We start from the raw sequence: 16918 nt of genomic DNA, 5'->3' as shown, positions 1-16918 counted from the left end.
TACATCTATTTAAATAAATTCCAAAATAAAAAAAGTACTCGAGATTATCTCGGAGCACTTTTTTATGGTTTTAATTACTTTTTTGTATCAATAATTTCTTTTGCGCTAGCAGCCGTTTGATCCATCAGAATGGAGATTTTCTCATTATCTTTTGATAAGTTTTCCACAGTAGCGTTTATTTCCTCTATACTGGCACTTGCTTGCTCAATAATTGCCGCTAATTCTGCTGTAGATTGTTCAATCTTTGTGCTATTTACTGTTACATCCTCTGTAAAAGCATCTGTTTCTTTTACATTTTCTCTTAATCGATTAAACATCTCGGAAAGTTGCGAAAAAGCACTTACTACTTCTTCTGAGGATTCATACATCGCCAATACCTTCTGTTCACTTGTATCCATTTTAGAAAGTGTTGTAACGTTTTCGTTATTCACAGCATTTAAATTTGTTGTAATACTTTCTGCTGTTTTATTCGTCATTTCTGCTAACTTTCGAATTTCATCTGCTACAACAGAAAATCCTTTTCCTGCTTCTCCAGCACGTGCCGCTTCAATAGATGCATTTAATGCTAAAAGGTTCGTTTGTTCAGAGATCTGCTTGATGCTATCAGAAAACATGTTTGTTTCCTTGATCTTTTCACTTAAATCTGTGAACATGTCATGTAATTCTTTTATAAAAACAGATATTTCTTTTACATCTGTCGAGAATGCTAATACTTTTTTCTCGCCATCTTCCGAAACTTTCTTCGTTATATTAGTGTCTTGAAGAAGAGTCGTCATGGAACTCTTTAGCTGTTCCATAGAACGGTGTGAGAACCTTGCATTATCAGTAATCTCCGAGATTTGTTCACTTTGTTGCTGACTCCCTTGTGCAATCTCCTGTAGAACAATTTGAATATCAGATTGTGCTACAAAGTTATTTTGCAAGCGATCATTTACAGTAGAAACATCTTCTAAAATATGTCCAACCTTATACTCTAATTGTTCTCGTTGGCTTTGTTGTGTAGCAGCAATTTCATTAGAAAATTGAAGTAATTCCTGTACATTCTTAGCTAGTTTTTCATTTAATTGAATTAAAACAAACAGCATTACTCCAGTAAGAACATATATTAATAAAACAGTAGCTGCATTAGATTGAATGGATTCCGCTTCTTTTGTGCTATTCGTAATTGCCAACAAAATTGTAAGAAGACCGAGAGAATATCCTAAGGCAAACAAGTACTTCTTGAAAGGTACAGCTGCAAAAATAGCTAACAAAAACGTAACAATGATAACTGTCCATCCACCACCTGCAACAAAGATACCTGCAATGGTAAACACGTTAACGGAAATAATACCTAATAAAGGGAAGATCGTTGGGCGCTTAATAACCTTTTCTCCTAATAGGTAAACAACTGTAAAAAGTATTAATTCTGTACTAAATAAAATAATGGTTGCTGATTCTTTTGTAACAAGAGATTTTATTAATGCAGCCAAGATAGAAAAGGCAAAAACACTATACATTAATAGATTCTTTGTACTACTATCTTTTTTCATCATTTCTGTAATATTATTCACGGAATCCACTCCTTTTTATATCGTTGGTATTAAGGACGAATGTCCGATTTAAAACTTGCAAACCCATCATCGGCCATTACAACAGATCCATTTAACACACGCGCTTCATCAGTAGCTAAGAAAGCAACTACTTCTGCTACTTCTTCTGGTTCTATTAAATCTCTTGTTAACTGTTGAGACTTCATGTAGTCCAATAAACCGGCTTCACGATATCCTTGTACGATTTTAGTGTTAACCGCAGCTGGTCCGACACCTACCACTCGAATGCCGTGTGGAGCTAATTCAAGTGCACCATGTTTCGTTAACATCACTACTGCACCTTTAGCAGCCTGATATCCAGTAATTCCAAGAGATGCTACGTACCCAAAAACAGATGCATTATTTATGATGACTCCTCTTGTTCCTAGTTCTTTCATCTTTCTTGCTGCAGCTAGCATTCCATAATACACGCCATGTTGATTCACACCTACAACTTTATGGTAGTCTTCAGGAGAGTGATCTAAAAATGGTTTGTTAATCCCAATTCCTGCATTGTTAAACATCACGTCGATTTTGCCATATGTATCTACTGTAAAATGAACTAATTGTTCTACCTGTTGAAAGTCCGTTACATCTGTTTGAAAGAAAGTCGCTTCTCCACCTTGCGTTTTAATTTCCTCCACTAGCTGATTTCCTGCATCCACAGATACATCAGCAATCACTACTTTTGCACCATCTTGTACAAATTTAAGTGCAGTTGCTCTACCAATACCTTCAGATCCACCTGTAATAACACATACTTTATCTTGTAATTTCATTTTATTACCTCCAATTAAGTTACTATTATACTTATATAATTATCGGTTTTTCCAAATAAATGTTTAGATGTAATTGAGTAGTAATTTTGGGAATTTTGTCGTAAACGCTCACATTTTTGTTGATCAAACGTTTGATCAATGGTTTAACTTGTATGAGGATACACAGTTAAGAACGGGGCAAATCACGTGGCTAACACTGAGTTGTTACATCACGTAACAAAAAAAGAAGATAAAACAAAGAATCACTTTGTCTTACCTTCTTAATTTCACCTTAATTTAGTTTATCTAAAAACTCTGTCAACCTTTGCTCATATTCTACCTGATTTACTGTAAATGCCTCCGTATGCTGAGCTCCTTGTGCAATCCAGATATATTTTTCCACATTGGCTGCCTCATAAAGTGCCTCTGCCATACGAGTTGGTACTAATTCGTCATCCGCACCATGGATAATAAACAATGGCACTTTGTTTTTCTTCACTTGTTCTAAAGCAGACGCTTCTGTGAAATTGTACCCGACACGTGCATCTGTAATGAGGCTTGTTACTTGCATAATTGGGAAACTTGGTAGATTGTATAAATACTTTAACTGGTGAGATAATTCATCCATTACACTTGTATAACCACTGTCTGCTACCACAGCCTTTACTTCTTGGGGTAGATCTTCCCCACTAGTCATTAAAACGGTAGCAGCACCCATAGAGAAACCGTGAAGGACGATCTCCTCTGCACCCGTTTCTTCTTTCAGGAATTCTATCCACTGAACTAAGTCTAGTCTTTCATGCCAACCATACCCAATATAGTCTCCTTCACTCTCACCGTGACCACGTAAATCTGGCCTTAAGACATTGTACCCACAATCATGATAGTATTTAGATATTCCAGGCATTTGCGTCCTATTCCCTTTATACCCATGAACAAGGATAGCTGCTTTTTTACTCTGTATCGGTTGTGAAACCAAATCAGCTTTCAACAGCAAACCATCATCTGAAGCCATCTCTACTACCTTACCAGAATTCGCTTCATCCCAAAGCTTGATAACTTCTTCTGCTATCGATTGTTCTTCGGACATAAAAACTTCTATGGATTCATCTTTTCCACCATGTAACGCTAAAGGTTCGTCACTGCGGTCAATTGCGACATCATAAAAATAGAAGCCAGCAGCCAACAGAACTACTACCATAAAAGCCACTATGGATATACCCCATATAAGATATTTTTTCATTGCGCACCCCGATCACTCTTTTGTTACTACTATACTAAACTATCACGGGATGCATACTCAACTAATCCATTCTTTTTACCTAGATCATAAGATATCTAACCACAACTTTATGGCAGTTGTTGCAATTAACACAGCCAAGATGATTTGCAATACTTTTGTATTCATTTTTTTCCCCACCATAGCACCCAATGGAGAAGCTAACAAACTTGCAATAATCATAATCACTGCAGGAGTATACTCGATTTGCCCTGTTGTAATCTTCCCTGCCGTCGCACCAATGGAAGAGATAAATGTGATTGCTAAAGAAGAAGCAATCGTCATACGTGTAGGAATTTTTAACACAACTAACATAATCGGTACTAAAAGAAACGCTCCAGCTGCGCCAACAATTCCTGAAGCAATACCTACGACCAGTGCTAGGACTGCTGCTAAACTTTTTGAAAACGTTACTTGATCAAAAGGTATATCATCTAACCCTTTTTTAGGGACAAACATCATGACAGCCGCTATGATTGCTAACGTTGCATAGGTTATATTAATTCCACTCTCCGGTAACAGTTTGGATCCAAATCCACCAATAAAACTTCCAATTAAAATACTAGTACCCATGTAGATAATTAAATCTTTATTTAAATAACCACCTTTGCGATAAGCCCAGACTCCACCAATGGTCGCAAAGAATACCTGAATCGCGCTAATGCCGGATACTTCATGAGCGGTAAATGCTGTCAACCCTACCATAGGGGGTATATAAAGTAGCATAGGATATTTAATAATCGAGCCACCTATTCCTAGCATCCCGGAAATAAAAGAACCAATGAAACCTATGAGAAAAATAACGAATAACCATGTAATATCCAACCTAGACACTCCTTTCGTATCGCTAAAATGATCTGAAGGAAACTCATCTAAGTTCAAGCCACATCACTGGCTAACGATGAGTTGATACCGATCACGTAACAAAAAGTTACCTAAACGCTCTTTTCACAGCACTTTTTAGGTAACTTTTCAAAGTACGGTACTTTATATCATTATCCTTTTTTAATCCAAATTTTAATTACTTCGCCTTCTTCTACCTGAAGAATTTCATGCCCTCCAGATTTAGCCCAAGCAGACATATCCGCTTTTGCTCCTTTATCGGTTGCGTGAACTTCTAAAACATCTCCAGTTGCAAGTTCGTTCATCGCTTTTTTTGTTCTTACGATTGGCATTGGACAAGCTAAACCTTTTGCATCTAATACTTTTGTTGAATTCATCTTTGTTTCCTCCTAAAATTTTCTTATCTTACTGCACAGCGGTTAGGGCCGATTTCCATTTCACGTTGTTTTTCTTCATCTGGAGTGATTTTCCCCATGTTTGTTTCACGAATTTCTTGGTAAGCATTTGGTTGTGGTGGTAAGTTTTCTGTTACCAACGCACGGAATTCTGCTTCATCCTCTATTTGTAATCCATGGTTCTCTGCAAATAGCTTTCCTAGTGTGGCTTTCACACTTCCATCTTCATTTAATTCATCAATAATCATGAAATGCGCTGGCATAACGATCAAGTCATCCGCAAGTTCTTTATAACGTTTATATAGACTGTTGCGTAAATCACCAACCCAATCCTCTGCTTTACCAGCTAAATCTGGACGACCGATGGAATCAATAAATAAAATATCTCCTGTTAATAAAAACTGATTATCAATAATAAAAGAAGTGGAACCGATTGTGTGTCCAGGAGTGTATAACGCTTGAATACGAATTGCCGTATTTCCTACCGTTACTTCTGTATCGTCTTCTATAGGAGAGTAAGTGAACGTTACTTCCTCTGCATCTTTTGGTGGTAACCAGTAAGTTGCACCAGTTACTTTAGCTATTTCACGACCACCTGAAATGTGATCTGCATGAAGATGCGTATCAAAGACGTGTGTAATTTTTGCTTGTTTGTCTTTTGCAAATTCCACATATACGTTTGCCATTCTCGTTGAATCAATAACTGCTGCTTCCCCATTAGAGATTACCATGTAAGATAGACACCCTTTACCTAAGCGAACAAATTGATAAACTTCACCACCATCCGCTAAATCTCCTACTTTCACTGGCTCTAGGTACTCACTCCAAGCTTTCATTCCACCTGAGAGATAAAACACTTCTCGACCAGATTCGGAAAGCATTTCCGCTACCATTATAGAAGATCCCTCTTTTGCACAAACCACTATCACTTCTTTGTTTTCAGGAATGTCTTTTAAGATTTCTTCTACCCCGTCCAATAAATCAAAGTATGGGATATTCATATACATAAAGTTTTTACCGTCCACTTTCCAGTCTTGAAAAGCGTCTTCATTACGTACATCAAGGATAAATAGTTCTTCTTGGTTAATAACTTTTTTGGCTAATTCCGCTGCTTCCATTTTGTGAACTGTCATCTTTTTACCCCCTAAGGTATATTAATAGTTAAAAATTTTTATAGCTCAGACTTCGTTGAACCTGACCAGTTACTCATACCTGGTACAACATTTGTTACGTTAGTGAACCCACTTGCTACTAGCTTTTGAGCTGCCATATCACTTCTGTTTCCCGTTCTACAAACAACATATATAGGTTGCTCTTTAGAAAGTTCGTTTATACGAGATTCTAATTCTCCAAATGGAATAGAAATTGCACCAGGAATATGGGCAAAGGCATACTCAGCGTGTTCTCTTACATCTAGGACAACATTAGAATCATCTTGATCTAAAACATCTAGTAACTTCTCATTTGAAATGACTGTTTCAAACGTTTTTTCTACTTTTTCTTCTCCTGTTGATTTTCTTATAAAATGATGAAGCACATCATTTTTTTCAACGGTACCAATATATTGATGGCCTGTCTTTTCGGACCATGCCTTAAGATCAGCAAGAGATCCTTTATCCGTAGCCATTACCTCTAAAACCTCACCAGGTTGCAAGTCGTTCATTGTTTTTTTCGTCTTAACGATAGGCATCGGGCAAGCTAGCCCTTTAGCATCAAGTACTAAGTTTGCTTTTAAATTATTCATTTCTATTACCCCCGTAGGTATATTAGTTTTTAAAAAAATTTTAGATAAATAAGTTTACGTTTCCTTCTTCTGCATCAGCTAAATATGCTGCAACACCAGCATAATCCAATCCATCTAATAACTCTTCTTGTTGTAAACCTAGTAAATCCATTGTCATGGTACATGCTACTAACTTTACACCTTGCTCTTGGGCCATTTCAATTAAGTCTGGTAAAGGCATCGCATTATGTTTTTTCATTACACCTTTTATCATCTTCGGTCCCATTCCAGCAAAGTTCATTTTGGATAGTCCCATCTTATCAGCACCACGTGGCATCATTTTACCGAACATCTTTTCCATGAATCCTTTTTTCGTTTGAATTGGTTCATCCTTGCGAAGTGCATTTAATCCCCAAAATGTATGGAAGATAGTCACTTCATGATCATAAGCAGCTGCACCATTTGCAATAATATATGCTGCCATAGCTTTATCATAATCTCCACTGAACAATACAATAGTAGTTTTCTTTGTCTCTGCCATTAATAGTTCCTCCTTATATTTATATACCCATACAGGTATATTACTGTTTAAAAATTTTTAATACCTCTAGGGGTATATTATAACATATAAAAATTCTTGTCAACGTGTTAATAAAATTTTTTATCGGCTTTTTACTAGAAGGTTAACCGCCTCTTTGATAAGCGCGTCCGTGTCTTCTCCATTTTCTTTAGCTTCTACTACACACTCCACTAAATTTTCACTTACTATTACACCCATAGTACGATCAACCGCGGATCTTATAGCAGATAGCTGCGTCACTACATCTTTACAGTCTTTATTTTCTTCCATCATACGAAGAACTCCACGAAGCTGGCCTTCAATTCGTTTTACTCTATTTTTTACTAAATCATTGTATTCCAATGTCATTCATCTCCTTGTTTACTTGTGATGCTATATTATACCCCGTAGAGTATATTGTCAACCGTCATACTTCTTGAAATTTTATTTTCCTACAAAAATGATGCTTGGACATAAACCAAAAGTGACTGCACAGGGATTTCCGCTGCAGGGGGACGCTTTCCACTTCGAAAAGCGGAAGGCGCGCGTTCAGCCGCGGCAGAAAAGTTTGGAAGACCGAGGGCTTGTACGTGAGGTACTGTCTTCTGCGTTGGTGACGTGATGTCACCGGTATTTAGCAGAAGGTCCCAGAATTCAGCCACCGGAGGGCTTTTGGACTTTTCCGAGCGGTTGCGCACCTGCAGCTGGACACGGCCTCACTTTGCGTACGCTCCTGTGGGGTCTCAGTAACCCACCTTTCCCGTAGGAGTCGCCCCCTTCCGCTCCAATCCCAAAGACTAATACTGTAAAATCAATAATACTGCATATTAATAACTCAAAAATAATGTGAAAAAGGTACATTCGTTCTTTTTGAATGTACCTTTTCTAGTTTTGTCTCATCCTCTTTTAGTTTTTTCCAAGTCACTTTTTTTAAAGATCATCATTTTTATTGTTCTCATCTGTCTTCTTCTTGGCCATGACAAAAGCAAAAATAATTAAAGGTATTGCAATAAAAAATGGAACGTTAATATGACTCTGAGTAAATACAGCTAGTAAGAATAATACCCCTAACCCTACTATAATGTACAAACAACCTCTTCCAAATGTCTCCATTACAACTCCCCCTTTAGTAATATTTATAAGAAAGGAGAAGAAAAAGAATAATTACTCGGCAGATTTCACCTGTAATTTTTTCGTTTGAAACGTAAAGTAAACCCACGTACCAATAAATGTTATGACAGTAAACATCAATAGAATTAGACTATTGTGTAATAGACCGTCCATACTTGCTGTAGAAATGACCGATTTAAATGCACTAACTGAATATGTCATCGGTAGTAACGGGTTAAACCATTGTAATTGCTCTGGTATTAATTCTAATGGGAATGTACCGGCACTTGTTACTAATTGAAGTATTAAGATTAAGATTGCTACAAATCTTCCTGGGTCTCCTAACGTTGTTACCAACAGTTGAATTAGTCCCATGAAAGTAACACTTGTTAATAAAGTCGTTATAACAAAAAGTCCTACGTTTTGTACTTCCATACGTAAACCAAATAACAGAATCGCATCCACAATAATGGATTGAATTACTGCAACTCCAAACAGTGTCACCCATTTAGAGCTAAACCAACTCCATCCACTAGTAGGTGTAGATGCCGCTTCTTTTAGCGGGTAAACGATACTAATTAATAATGCACCTACAAATAAACCTAATGAAATAAAGTACGGTGCAAATCCTGTACCATAGTTTGGTACTTCATGATAGGAGTCCTGTTCTAATTTAATCGGATCCCCGACCATTCTATAGTTATTTTCATTAACGGAAATGGACGCTTCTTCTGCAGATGATTTTAATTTATCCGCGAATTCTTTACTTCCATCCAATAACTTATTCGTTCCATCGTTTAATTCGTTTGCCCCGCTATATAGTGCAGCAACACCTGAGGTAAGATCTTTTGTTTTTTCTGCTAATGTATTGGTACCATCTGATACTTGCTTGCTACCATCTACAAGAGCTACACTACCTTCCGAAGCTTGTTTTAATGCTTCTTGCATTTTAGCAGAGCCTGCTGCTAGTTGGTTTGTACCTTCTGCAAGCTTAGCGGATCCATCATCTAGTTTCGTAGCACCTGCATTGACTTTTTCCGCACCAGCAAGAGCTGATTGTTGACCAGTTTCTAATTTTCCTATTCCTTGGGCCAGTTCACTATTTTTCTCAGCAAGCATACTAGTTCCGTTAACTAATTGCGATAGACTTTGTTGTAATGCTGCTTTTTGTTCAGGTGGCAGTTGCTCTAGCATTGGTTGTAAGCTTTTATCCAATTGACTCATTCCACTAGCAAGGCTTTGAGCATTTGTTGAAATAGCCTCTGCTCCAGAGGCTAAAGTTTGTGTGTTTTTTGAGATTTCTTGTAAACCTTTTACTAAGAAATCTGTTCCACCTGACAGCTCATGTAAACCATTTTTCAAATCTGTAGATCCCGTTTGAATACCATTTATTCCGTTAGAAAGTTCCCCATATTTTTCATTTATCTCTTGTAAACCTTTCGATAGTTCAGATGTACCCTGGTAGAGCTTAGAAGCTCCACTTGATAAATCATTTGTTCCTGTCGCGAAACGGTTAGTACCTTCCGATAATTCCGATAGACCATTTGTTAACTTTTCTCCACCGTCGTTAACCTTTCCAGCGCCTTCTGATAATTCTACTGATGCCTCACTAGCAGTTGCTAATCCATCACCTAGTTCTTCAATACTTTCAAAAAGAACTTCTGCGTATTTTTCTGAAATATTTGCAGCTATGCTAGACTTAATTTCTTTTACCCCTGTTTGCCCAATTTGACCCGCTAAAAAGTTATACCCTTCATTTGGGACAAACTTTAGCGATAGTTGCTCCGGCTCATCGGCCGTTACAGTGGTAACATTCTCAGAAAAATTTTGTGGAAGTTCAATTACCATATAGTACTTCTCTGTCTCTAATCCTTCGTAAGCTTCTTTTTTTGATACGAAGTGATAATCAAAATCCTTGGATTCTTTCAACTTTTCCACTAAGTCTTCTCCAACTTGGACTTTTTCCCCGTTATAATCAGCACCTTCATCTAGATTTACGATGGCTACTGGCAAATCAGTTAACCCTTCATATGGATCCCAGAAAGCCCATAGAAACATTCCAGCATATAAGACAGGAATTAGTAAGACAGCAATCATTGGGATCAATATTTTTTTGGTAGTAAAGATATGTTTCCATTCTTTTAATAACATTTGTTTTCTCCTCCTATTTTACCATATGACCACTTTGTTCATTTGGTCATTTTAGTTCAAAAAAGAAAACTATCATGTTGATAGTCCTTTAAATAAATACATTTCTAACACTTGTGCGATCTCTTCTTTTGATAAAGGGTCGTTTTGCTGTTCCCAGTCGAATACTAGGGATACATATATTTTTAATAAAAGAAAGGCAGTTAGTTTAGGATTACAAGGTTCGATCTCTTTATCTTCAATTGCAACCTTTACTTTCTCTTCTACATAAGAAATAATTGCTGTCTCAATTTCTTTGACCATTTCTTTCACAGCTGGTGTTCTCATTTCAGTTTCTTCCTGAGAAAGTTTAATTAAGAGTTGATGATGCGTTCGATAGTGCAGAAGTTCGTATAGTACTTTATGAACACGTTCTTGGAAGGTTTCATTATTGGTCAATGTACCTTCTGCCTTTATTTTCATCTCTTGAATAACAGATTGCACAATTTCCTGAAACAGTTCCTCTTTATTTTTGTAAAAAGTATATATCGTCCCTTTACCAACGTTTGCAATCTTTGCAACTTGATCCATTGTTGTTGCTTTATAACCGAACAAGGTAAAAGATTTCGTTGCAGCTTCCAATATTAAGCGTTTCCTGTCCACATAATCCCCCCAACTTATAGTGTTTGACCAAATGAACAATATGGTCATTTCATGTTAGTAACTTATCATAAGTAATTCTCAAAAGCAACTCTAGGTTGAAACAGATTTTACGATTCTTTCTGCTGCTGTTCTTGCACCAGAGATATTTCTCGCAGTAGGTCCAATCTCCAACTCCGCTAAAGCACCTGTTACATATAATCCTTTTGTCCATTGAAGGTCCCTTGTTACAATTGGAAAACCACAATGCGCGCAAGTTAGTTGTTCACTTTTAATTATACGTTGTAACCAGTTAATTTCTTGAATATTAGAAGTAAAACCTGTAGCTAATATTACTTGATTAAACTGAAAACTATTGCTTTCAGACTGTAGCTGAACTTGTTGCTGTTTTATTATTGCGCTTTGAATCGTATCTTCTACAATAGTAACTTTTCCTTGCTGGACATATTTCATTAATTTTTGATAGATGTTTGGCGGGAGCGAACCTTTATGTCTTGCTTGTTTGATTAAAGTTCTTCTTTGTTTATAATCATCTATTTTCCGGTATTTCGTCATATTTTTTGGTCCTAACCATCCTGGGTCACTATCAAACTCATGAATTTTTAAAGGATTCTTAATAAGCAACGTAACTTGTTTCCCTAAGTTACTCCATTTTATTGCAGCATGAGCTCCTGTAATTCCTCCACCAATTACAGCAACATTACCTCCTATTTCGGCATGATCCCACTCTTCTTTTTCAAATATGTGCCAAACTAAATGTGGATAGTTTTGCTTTAATTCCCCAGCCCATTCCGGTACCAATAACTGCTCTGTAAAGCCAGCGGTAATCGCTACATTTTTTGCTTTGATTTTATCACCTGACTCAAGTGAAACTATCCATTGATCATTATGTCTCTCTATGTCTTCTACTCTTCCTTGTTTCCAAGCTAAGTGTAATTGTAATTGTTCGATAATGTCTTCACTATGATGATTGAAAAATTCTAAGTTAGGTTTTTTATAGTAGCCGTAAAAAGCATTATTCCACTGATTCTTCTTAGCAAATTGCGTTATATGATAAGGGTTCGGAGCTAAGTGATGAACAGCTGGTGAACGTAAATTAGACATTGCTATACGCTTTGTGTATGTTTTCCACTGTGCTAACGGTTCTCTATAGGGATCTATAATCTGCATGTCTTCCACTTTTGTACATCCGTGCTCCAGTAGATACGTTGCCAAAGTACATCCTTGTATGCCGCCACCAATAATAATCCACTCTTTCATGACCTATCTCCTTTACATCATTTATACTTTAAAACGTAATTATTACGTTTTGTATTTTAGATGATAGATAGATGTTAGTCAATATCTATACTGTTCATTTAAGAGCTGGATTATATTTTGACCTTGTGGAGTACCTACAATGTTTGTCCTCTCTTCTTGTGGTCTGCGAGACGTTCTTGCGGGGCACCTGCACTCCTTTTCCTCTCTTCTCGTGGTCCGCGAGACACTCTTGTGGAACACCTGAACACCGGATTCCCTCTTCTCGTGGTCCGCGAGACGCTCTTGTGGAACACCTGAACACCGGATTCCCTCTTCTTGTGGTCCGCGAGAAGCTCTTGCGGGACACCTGAACATTCGGTTCCCTTTTCTCGTGGTCCGCGAGACGCTCTTGTGGAACACCTGAACACCGGATTCCCTCTTCTCGTGGTCCGCGAGACGCTCTTGTGGAACACCTGAACACCGGATTCCCTCTTCTCGTGGTCCGCGAGACGCTCTTATAGGACACCTGAACACTGGGTTCCCTCTTCTCGTGGTCCGCGAGACGCTCTTGTGGAACACCTGAACACCGGATTCCCTCTTCTTGTGGTCCGCGAGAAGCTCTTGTGGGACACCTGAACACAGGATTCCCTCTTCTCGTGGTCTGCGAGACGCTCTTGTGGAACACCTGAACACCGGATTCCCTCTTCTCGTGGTCCGCGAGACGCTCTTGTGGAACACCTGAACACCGGATTCCCTCTTCTCGTGGTCCGCGAGAAGCTCTTGTGGGACACCTGAACACCGGATTCCCTCTTCTCGTAGTCTGCGAGACGCTCTTGCGGTATACCTAAATCACTTTTCTTCCTCTCTCCTATACCACGGCAGGATCCTCCGGTATACCTAAACCACTTTTCCTCCGCTCTGCTATACCGCAGCAGCTTCCTCTGGTATACCTAAACCACTTTTCCTCCGCTCTGCTATACCGCAGCAGCTTCCTCCGGTATACCTAAACCACTTTTCCTCCGCTCTGCTATACCGTAGCAGCTTCCTCTGGTATACCTAAACCACTTTTCCTCCGCTCTGCTATACCGCGGCAGCTTCCCCTGGTATACCTAAACCACTTTTCCTCCGCTCTGCTATACCGTAGCAGCTTCCTCTGGTATACCTAAACCACTTTTCCTCCGCTCTGCTATACCGCGGCAGCTTCCCCTGGTATACCTAAACCACTTTTCCTCCGCTCTGCTATACCGTAGCAGCTTCCTCTGGTATACCTAAACCACTTTTCCTCCGCTCTGCTATACCGCGGCAGCTTCCCCTGGTATACCTAAACCACTTTTCCTCCGCTCAGCTATACCACGGCAAACACTTTACCCACAAAAAAAACCCCAGCCAGCAGCACTGACCAGGGGTTACAATTAAGCAACTTGCTTTTCATCCGATTTCAATTGACGTACTAACCAATCCTTACCTTCAACCAGTCTAGCAACCATCATGGCACAAACTGTATTACCAGTAGAATTCAGTAAAGTAGCTGGCGCATCTATGATGGTACTAATTACTGCGATTAGAGGCAGTACTTCCGGCGGGAATCCAAAAATACTTAAAATAAGCATCTCTCCAATCATTCCGCCTCCAGGGATTGCTCCCATAACAGCACCTACTAAGAATGCTACTGTTAAAATACTAATAACCGCTGAGAAACTTGTCATGTCTTTTCCAAATAAAACGAATAAGAAAACAATTTTCAGCACGCCACCGAATACAGATCCATCCTTATGCGTGTTAGCACCAAGCGGAATAACCGTTTCCGCAATATCTTTTGGAACACCCATACGATGAGCTGCAGCTAAATTCACAGGGATTGAAGCAGCACTTGAACAAGTAGCTAAAGCCGTTACGGACGGGCTAACTGCATTCTTCCAAAAGGTTACGACACCCAGTTTTCCACCAGCTAAAAAAGCATATAGAGTAAAGAATCCGAAATAGTAAATCACTGTTAATGCAACGTATAATAGGAATACTCGAACATATCCTTCTAACAATTGAGGTCCTAATTCTCCAATAACAGTTGCAAAGTATGCCCCTAAGCCAATAGGAGCGTAATACATAATAATGGATACCATTTTCATCATTACAGCTGTACCCGAGCTTAGAAATGTTGCGACTGGACGACCTTTTTCTCCAGCAAGAGAAGTAGCAAGTCCAAATAATAAAGAAAAGACAATTAGTTGCAACATATTACTTTTGGATAATAATAAAGAAAAGTCCGAAACCGTAACTGTTTGCACTAATTGATCTGCAACAGATAATTCTTCCGCTGCTTCTACCTCCGTATTTTCGAGCATTGCATTAACAATAGCTGCATCGCTATCATTTAAGGGATTCCAAACAATCGTACCAACTAGAGCTAGCACAGCTGAAATAGTAGCTGTCACAAAGAATACGACCGCTGTGTTTCCCATAATCTTCCCTAATCTTTTTACTCCGTCCATATTTGCAATGGCGGAAGCAATGCTAAAGAACACAAGCGGAACAATAATCATAAACATTAAATTAATAAAAATATCACCTAACGGCTTTACCACAGCAGCTTTTGGCCCAAAAATAATACCAGCTGAGCCACCAATGACAAGCGCTACTACTAGCATAATAGCCATTCGGTAGTTTTTCCAAATTACTTGCATCTATCTTACCTCCTAGTTAACATAAAGAAACAATTATCGCTCGGAAATCACTTTTTGACAATAGGATTCAGACAAAATTATATTATTCCAGTAGTCACATCTGAGGACTTGCTTCAGTATTCACTTCCTGTACTTTCTTCCTTTGATAATCACCTAGCTTGTAAAAATAAATGCTTGCTAAAACAATCATCCCCATCAAAAGATACAGTAATGTCCCAGACCATTCGCTAAAGATCCAACCGCCCATCGCAGGTCCTATAAAGAAACCTGCAGATCGGAATTGGCCTGCACCGAAATAGGTTCCTCTCATTTCTTCAGGGGCAATCTGGTCAATAAAGACACTAGTTGAAGGGAAAACAAATATTTCGCCGATAGTTAAAACAATCATAGAAAAAATAAACAAAATCCAATTACTCGATAAGGCAAACCCAATAAAACCAAGCGCGAAAAATCCACTACCAATCATCATCGTGTGCATCACTCGAAAGCGCTCGGCAAATCTACTTAACGGTATTTGCAAGATAATAACAGCAATAGCGTTTAACGATAACAATACACTATAAAGCAAAACGCCGTCTTTTAGAGTCAAACTTAAATGCTGAGGTAAGGTTGATTCGATTTGCGAATAACCGATGTTAACTAAAATTCCACCTACTATAAAGAATCGTAAAGCAGCATCTTTGCGTACTATTCCAAACGCGTCAACCATCGTCGTTTTCTTGCTGCTCGGTGTATTGGATGACACTTCGTATTTACTGATCATCACTAATAAAACAATGGTGTATAGGAAATAGAAGAAGCCTGTAAACATAAACGTCCAGTTCGCATTCATAATTCCTACGTACGCACCTAGTAAAGGACCCAATGCTGCTCCCATATTGATTGCTGTATATCTCATTGAGAAAACTCGTAATCTACGTTCTTTTTCCGTCACATCTGCCATCAACGCTTGGCTAGTAGGTTCAAAGAAGGAACGACAAATCCCATTAATCGCATTTAATAAGAAGAAAACGGCAACACTAGAAGCGATGGAGAAACCAATGTAGACTAGTCCCCACACAAACATGGCGGTGATCATGACTATTTTTCTTCCATATTTATCAGATAAGTGACCACCGATAAATCCACCTATCGTTCCGCTTAGTGGACCGATACCAATTATTAATCCTATTAAAATCGGATGTACTTCTTTTGTTTGAGATAGATACAAAGCTAAAAACGGTAATGCCATAAAGCTTGCTCCACGCGCAAAAACTGTTCCAAATAACAGTGTCCACACAATTGGATGATAAGCTCTCATTTTTTCTTTGATTTTCATAATGCTTCCTGCTCTCTTTGGATGTTGATCCATATTTTGTTACTATTACTATAGCAAAATATGGATGGAATGCACTCCTTCATTTGGCGGAGGTTTTATCATACCAGTGCAGGAAAATAAATCTTACCGGTCCAAAAGATTTCATATTTTCTTTTTTTGATACTTTTCTTTGGCTAAGTTATACGCCTCATCAATATATGGCTTCATTTTTTCGAATGTATGTAAAGAAGGATTTATTACAGAAATCCATGACATCCAACCGTAAACAGGATGAGGTAGTATTTCATCTACCATTGAAAAATCATACTCCATATCTATTACGTTTCCAGCAGATGGCCTTTTAGGTATTTCTCCAAATAATTTTATAAAAGAAGTTTTACTAATCCCAAGATTTATGCGATACAATCCCTCTCTATTAAGTTGAGATGCTCGGTCATTCGCTCCATCTTTTTCTTTAATCGTTAGGATGTATATGCCTTTTGGTAGCTTTCTATCGGGATTATAAAATACTCCTTGCTCTCCCCAATTATTGGTTACAACTGTACCTGGATACGTATTAATTACATATTCAATCATTTCGTTACTCATCAATCTGATTCTCCCCTTATATTACACCTTGTTCTTTTTTAAATTTATCATAAAGCACTTTCCTTTT

Annotated in this window: 16 protein-coding genes; all 16 read right to left on the bottom strand. The window is 38.3% G+C overall.

The genetic code is table 11. From position 1 onward, the window contains the following. Positions 1-74: 74 nt before the first annotated feature. Positions 75-1553, bottom strand: coding sequence for a methyl-accepting chemotaxis protein (locus G8O30_RS01310; protein WP_239673218.1), 1479 nt, complete (start codon positions 1551-1553; stop codon positions 75-77). Between the two features lie 29 nt (positions 1554-1582). Further along, entirely contained in the window at positions 1583-2350 is a 768-nt protein-coding gene (locus G8O30_RS01305) for an SDR family NAD(P)-dependent oxidoreductase (RefSeq protein ID WP_239673217.1), read from the bottom strand. Positions 2351-2621: 271 nt separating this feature from the next. Then, positions 2622-3572: an alpha/beta hydrolase gene (locus G8O30_RS01300; protein WP_239673216.1), complete on the bottom strand. Its 951-nt coding sequence runs from the start codon at positions 3570-3572 to the stop codon at positions 2622-2624. An 84-nt stretch (positions 3573-3656) separates the two neighbouring features. After that, positions 3657-4433, bottom strand: a complete 777-nt coding sequence (locus G8O30_RS01295; protein WP_239673215.1) for a sulfite exporter TauE/SafE family protein — start codon at positions 4431-4433, stop codon at positions 3657-3659. A 170-nt stretch (positions 4434-4603) separates the two neighbouring features. Beyond that, positions 4604-4828 carry a sulfurtransferase TusA family protein gene (locus G8O30_RS01290; RefSeq protein ID WP_239673214.1) on the bottom strand — a complete coding sequence of 75 codons (225 nt, stop codon included), beginning with the start codon at positions 4826-4828 and terminating at the stop codon, positions 4604-4606. A gap of 23 nt (positions 4829-4851) precedes the next feature. After that, on the bottom strand, positions 4852-5979 hold the full coding sequence (locus tag G8O30_RS01285; RefSeq protein WP_239673213.1) for an MBL fold metallo-hydrolase: 1128 nt from the start codon (positions 5977-5979) through the stop codon (positions 4852-4854). A 38-nt stretch (positions 5980-6017) separates the two neighbouring features. Beyond that, a complete protein-coding gene (locus G8O30_RS01280; RefSeq protein ID WP_239673212.1) occupies positions 6018-6590 on the bottom strand; it encodes a sulfurtransferase TusA family protein in 573 nt (190 codons plus the stop codon). Positions 6591-6630: 40 nt separating this feature from the next. Continuing rightward, positions 6631-7110 carry a DsrE/DsrF/DrsH-like family protein gene (locus G8O30_RS01275; protein WP_239673211.1) on the bottom strand — a complete coding sequence of 160 codons (480 nt, stop codon included), beginning with the start codon at positions 7108-7110 and terminating at the stop codon, positions 6631-6633. 120 nt (positions 7111-7230) lie between these two features. Next, positions 7231-7491, bottom strand: coding sequence for a metal-sensitive transcriptional regulator (locus G8O30_RS01270; RefSeq protein ID WP_239673210.1), 261 nt, complete (start codon positions 7489-7491; stop codon positions 7231-7233). A gap of 567 nt (positions 7492-8058) precedes the next feature. Further along, complete coding sequence (locus G8O30_RS01265; protein ID WP_239673209.1) at positions 8059-8241, bottom strand: hypothetical protein; 183 nt, start codon at positions 8239-8241, stop codon at positions 8059-8061. 51 nt (positions 8242-8292) lie between these two features. Next, the gene (locus G8O30_RS01260) at positions 8293-10389 is read right to left on the bottom strand and encodes a YhgE/Pip domain-containing protein (RefSeq protein WP_239673208.1); all 2097 of its coding nucleotides are present in this window, start codon (positions 10387-10389) and stop codon (positions 8293-8295) included. Between the two features lie 72 nt (positions 10390-10461). Continuing rightward, positions 10462-11076 carry a TetR/AcrR family transcriptional regulator gene (locus G8O30_RS01255; RefSeq protein WP_239673207.1) on the bottom strand — a complete coding sequence of 205 codons (615 nt, stop codon included), beginning with the start codon at positions 11074-11076 and terminating at the stop codon, positions 10462-10464. A gap of 42 nt (positions 11077-11118) precedes the next feature. Next, positions 11119-12285 (bottom strand): NAD(P)-binding domain-containing protein, encoded by a 1167-nt coding sequence (locus G8O30_RS01250; RefSeq protein WP_239673206.1) that lies wholly within the window; start codon positions 12283-12285, stop codon positions 11119-11121. Positions 12286-13676: 1391 nt separating this feature from the next. After that, positions 13677-14945, bottom strand: coding sequence for a dicarboxylate/amino acid:cation symporter (locus tag G8O30_RS01245; protein WP_239673205.1), 1269 nt, complete (start codon positions 14943-14945; stop codon positions 13677-13679). Positions 14946-15039: 94 nt separating this feature from the next. After that, entirely contained in the window at positions 15040-16263 is a 1224-nt protein-coding gene (locus G8O30_RS01240; protein ID WP_239673204.1) for an MDR family MFS transporter, read from the bottom strand. Positions 16264-16404: 141 nt separating this feature from the next. Then, positions 16405-16851: a DUF6194 family protein gene (locus tag G8O30_RS01235; protein ID WP_239673203.1), complete on the bottom strand. Its 447-nt coding sequence runs from the start codon at positions 16849-16851 to the stop codon at positions 16405-16407. Between the last annotated feature and the right edge of the window lie 67 nt (positions 16852-16918).

Source organism: Mangrovibacillus cuniculi (assembly GCF_015482585.1).
GTDB classification, from domain to species: Bacteria; Bacillota; Bacilli; order Bacillales; family R1DC41; genus Mangrovibacillus; species Mangrovibacillus cuniculi.
Note: the sequence above shows the minus strand (reverse complement) of the source record. Positions and strands in the feature narration are given on the sequence as shown.